We start from the raw sequence: 4,138 nt of genomic DNA on the forward strand, positions 1-4,138 counted from the left end.
CTTTCAGACAAAGATCTCTTTGAAAGTTTGCCTAGCAAAATCTTCTATTTTGCCTCTTTTAATCCCTGCTTTATAAACCAAACTTTTCAACAAAAAAACCAATCTGGCTTATAAAATTGCGCTCTAATTCTGAAATATACGTAAGTTTATTAAAATTAAAAATCTTATAATTTATTGATTATAAGTGAATTGTGTTTTTGGTGTCTTTGAAATCGTTCCCAAAAAGTTATTCCAAAATTTCTCGAAGTTGCTGTAAATGTTGATGAGCAGTCAAATCAAATTTAACGGGAACAATGGAGATATAACCATTTGCCAAAGCAGTTTCATCGGCATCGTCTCCAGAATCCATATTATTGAAATAGCCTGAAAGCCAATAATATTTTTTACCATGGGGATTTATTCTTTCATCGAAATTTTCTTCCCATTTTCCATGTGCTTGTCTGCAAACTTTTATTCCTTTTATTTCTTCTTTTACAAGTTTCGGAATATTTACATTTAAGACAACGCCTTTTGGCAAAGGGTTTTCTAAAACTTTATTAACGATATTCTGAATGTGTTCTTTGGCTTGGGAAAAATCGGCATCCCAAGAAAAATCGAGTAAAGAAAAACCAATTGCCTGCAATCCTTCAACACCAGCTTCAATAGCAGCGCTCATGGTTCCGGAATAAATAACGTTAATCGAAGAATTGGCACCATGATTTATTCCTGAGACCACGATATCGGGTTTTCTGGTAAGGATTTTATCTAAAGCAAATTTCACGCAATCAGTGGGAGTTCCGCTTAGCGAATAATCTTTTTGCGGACCTTCTAAACTGATTTCTTCAAATGTTAAAGTGGAATCAATCGTGATGGCATGGCCTTTTCCCGATTGTGGTGAATTGGGTGCGACAACGATGACTTCGCCGATTTCATTCATAAATTCTACTAAATTTCTTATTCCTGGTGCGGTAATTCCGTCGTCGTTGGTGACTAATATTAATGGTTTTTTCATAAATTTAAGATGATTTTTCACAAAAATAATTCTTTAAAAAGGAAAACCGAGTACTCTTCATAAAGTTTAATGTTTTTTTAGCATTGTATGAAAAGAAAGACTTCGAATACTATTTTTTTTAATTAGAAGCAAGAGGTTACAAGACAACCTGAATTTTTACATTACTTTTGCTAGTTGTTTAAGTCGTGAATTTTAAGCGAGGTTTGACTGTTATTATTTATGAAATATTTTAGAATTATTTTTCTTTTCCTTGTATTGGCTTCTGTCTTTTCATTTTCTCAGGTTCGAGAAACTGATATTGATGAAGTGCAAATTCAGGCCTCTAAGAAATTAAAAAAGAAAGATAATCCTGCTTTCGAGATTTTAAAAGAAGTTTGGAAACGTAAAAAAAGCAACGGACTTTCTCAGTTTCAGGATTACCAGTTTGAAGAATACGAAAAAGTAGAGTTGGATTTGGCTAATCTGGATTCTACTTTTACCCATAAAAAGATTTTCAATAAAGTTGATTTTATTTTTAAATATGCAGATACTTTAGATCAAGCCAATCAATTGTCATTGCCGGTTTACTTTAATGAAACCCTTTATAAAAATTTCGGTAGAAACCAACCTACGAGAAAAAAAAAGCGGGAGATTTTGGCGAATAAATCCTCAGGTCTTAATAGTAGTGACGCAATGGCAAATACCGCCAAAAATCTTTATAAAGAAATTGATATTTATGATAATGTCCTGAATTTTTTCAATATTGGATTTACCAGCCCGATTGCTACTGATGGTTTCTCGGCGTATGATTATCAGCTTTTAGGTGAAGAAAATATTAATGGAAATGATTGTTATCGAATTAAATATGAGCCAAAAAGAAAAGAGGTATTGTCGATGTATGGCGTGATTTATATTTCTAAAGTGAATTATGCAGTAGTAAAAGCAACTTTAAAATCAACCAAAAGCATCAATGTAAATTTTGTGAATAGTTTTTATTACGATTTAGAATATGACAATCCCAGCGATTCCATCTTTTTGCCGAAGAAAAATTATCAGGAAATACAGATGTCGATTTTTGGAAAGAAGGAAAAATCGAAAAGCATTATTGCCAAGAAAACCGTGATTTTTTCCGATTATCTTTTTGATCAGAAACTAAATGATGCTGTTTTTGATACCAAAGTAACTTCTTTAACGGATTCAGAATTTAACAAAGACGAGGCATACTGGAAGGAAAACAGAAAAGAAGAATTATCGAAATCGGAAGCGAATGTTTATACGATGATGGATGAGCTTCAGGATGTTCCTCAGTTTAAAAAAGCAGTCAGAATTTACGAAGTGGTTTCCTCCGGATATTACAATGCTTTTAAAGCCATCGACTTTGGCGACATTTTTTCAGTTATTGGATTTAATGAAGTCGAGGGATTTCGGTTGCGAGTTGGTGCAAGAACTTACTTTTCTGCAAATGACACTTGGCGGGCAGCTTTTTATACCGCTTACGGATTTAAAGATCATCAGCTAAAATATGGCTTCGAATTTAGAAAAATGTTTAACCGAAATAATCGGTTCACTTTGGGAGTTGGGACGCGTCGAGATATTTTGCAATTGGGTGCGCAACTTACAGGAGACGAGGGAATTATGACGCGCTCTTTCGCTTCTTCCGGAGTTTTGAGTTCGGGTAGTAATTTTTATTTAAGTTCCGTGAATCAAGTGAGTGGTTTTGCGGCTATTGATCCATTTAAAAATTTCACAGTGCGATTAGATGCCACAAACCAAACGACTAAATCTGCATTACCAGAAAAATTTTCTTTAGATTTTTATAAAAATAATCAACAATATTCTGAACTGAATGATTCGAAATTAGTGCTAAGTGTTACCGCAAGACCAGGCGCAGTTTTTTCGCAATATGGCGTAGATCGTTATGAACACAGCACTTTAGCACCCACGATAATGTTGAAATATACGCAGGGATTAGAAGGCGTTTTTAACTCAGATTTTAATTATAGCAAACTGCAATTGTATTATTTTCAACCGATTCTTTTAAAAAGCTTCGGAAGACTACTGTTGAATGTAGAAGCAGGCAAAAATTTTAATAAACTTCCGTTGGCTTTACAAAATATAATTCCCGGAAATCAGTCTTATAACTTGATGCCGAATACTTTTGCTTTGCTGAATTACTACGAATTTGTGGCGGATCAATATGTAACTTTTCAGGCAGAACATCATTTTAACGGAAAGATCTTATCTTATATTCCTTTGATTAAAAAATTAAAATTAAGAGAAGTCGGTTTTTACAGAACGGCTCTTGGAAACCTGACTGAGCGTTCTATTTTAATGAATGTTGGAAATCAAAATTTATCAGCACCCGAAAAAAAACCTTATTATGAATATGGGTTTGGTATTGAAAATATTGGTTTTGGAAACGTACGAATTCTAAGAGTAGATTTCAATTGGCGAGGAAACTATCTTGAAAATCCCGAGGCAAGAAAATTCGGAATTAAGTTTGGATTCCAATATTATTTTTAAACAATTGTCTTTTTTTGTTATAAATTTGAAATAACGCAATAAAATGTTTTAAAAATCTTATTTTATTGTAAATAAGGTATTAATTTTGATACATTGAAAAATCCTGTAACAATTATGGATTAGTTTCAACAAATTACACATTACATTATTTAACAACTATATGTTCAAAAAATTTAACCTCAATAGATTACTGCTTTTTATTCCGCTTACGAGTTTGGTGTTTTGTTTTAACACTCCCAAAAATGACGACGAGAAAATGTCGACCATTATGGTAAGCGTGAAAAATACGCTCAGTTACCTGCATTATTCGCCAAAACCTATTAATGATGCTTATTCGCAAGAAGTTTACAAGCATTATTTTGAAATGGTAGATAATTCAAAAAGATATTTTCTGCAATCCGATATGGCAGAATTTGCACAGCATTATACGAAACTTGATGATTATCTTAATCAAGGAGATTTAAGGTTTTATAAATTAACCGTTGATCGTTTGTACCAAAGAGTTGATGAAATTGATAAAATCACTCAAGATATTTTAAGTAAACCGATTAATTTAGATGAAGACGAAACCCTTGTTTTAGAACCGAAGAAAAAGAAAAATCCTGTCAATCAGGCTGAACTTGCTGCAGAATGGAAGAAATATAT

At 32.8% G+C, this 4,138-nt stretch carries 2 protein-coding genes and 1 pseudogene; 2 read left to right on the forward strand and 1 reads right to left on the reverse strand.

What is annotated here, in order from left to right:
• Positions 1 to 226: 226 nt before the first annotated feature.
• On the reverse strand, positions 227 to 991 hold the full coding sequence (surE, locus tag WBY99_RS11170) for a 5'/3'-nucleotidase SurE (RefSeq protein WP_423976413.1): 765 nt from the start codon (positions 989 to 991) through the stop codon (positions 227 to 229).
• A gap of 219 nt (positions 992 to 1,210) precedes the next feature.
• On the opposite strand from surE, the gene WBY99_RS11175 reads away from it, so the two are divergent.
• Complete coding sequence (locus WBY99_RS11175; protein WP_423976414.1) at positions 1,211 to 3,493, forward strand: DUF5686 family protein; 2,283 nt, start codon at positions 1,211 to 1,213, stop codon at positions 3,491 to 3,493.
• Positions 3,494 to 3,653: 160 nt separating this feature from the next.
• Positions 3,654 to 4,138: pseudogene (locus WBY99_RS11180) on the forward strand (tail-specific protease); the annotation flags it as partial.

The sequence above is a fragment of the Kaistella sp. genome, from assembly GCF_049588135.1.
Lineage (GTDB): Bacteria > Bacteroidota > Bacteroidia > Flavobacteriales > Weeksellaceae > Kaistella.

Coding starts and splice junctions, on each gene's coding strand:
- surE (WP_423976413.1), bottom strand. CDS start 991: ATGAAAAAACCATTAATATTAGTCACCAACGACGACGGAATTACCGCA.
- WBY99_RS11175 (WP_423976414.1), top strand. CDS start 1,211: ATGAAATATTTTAGAATTATTTTTCTTTTCCTTGTATTGGCTTCTGTC.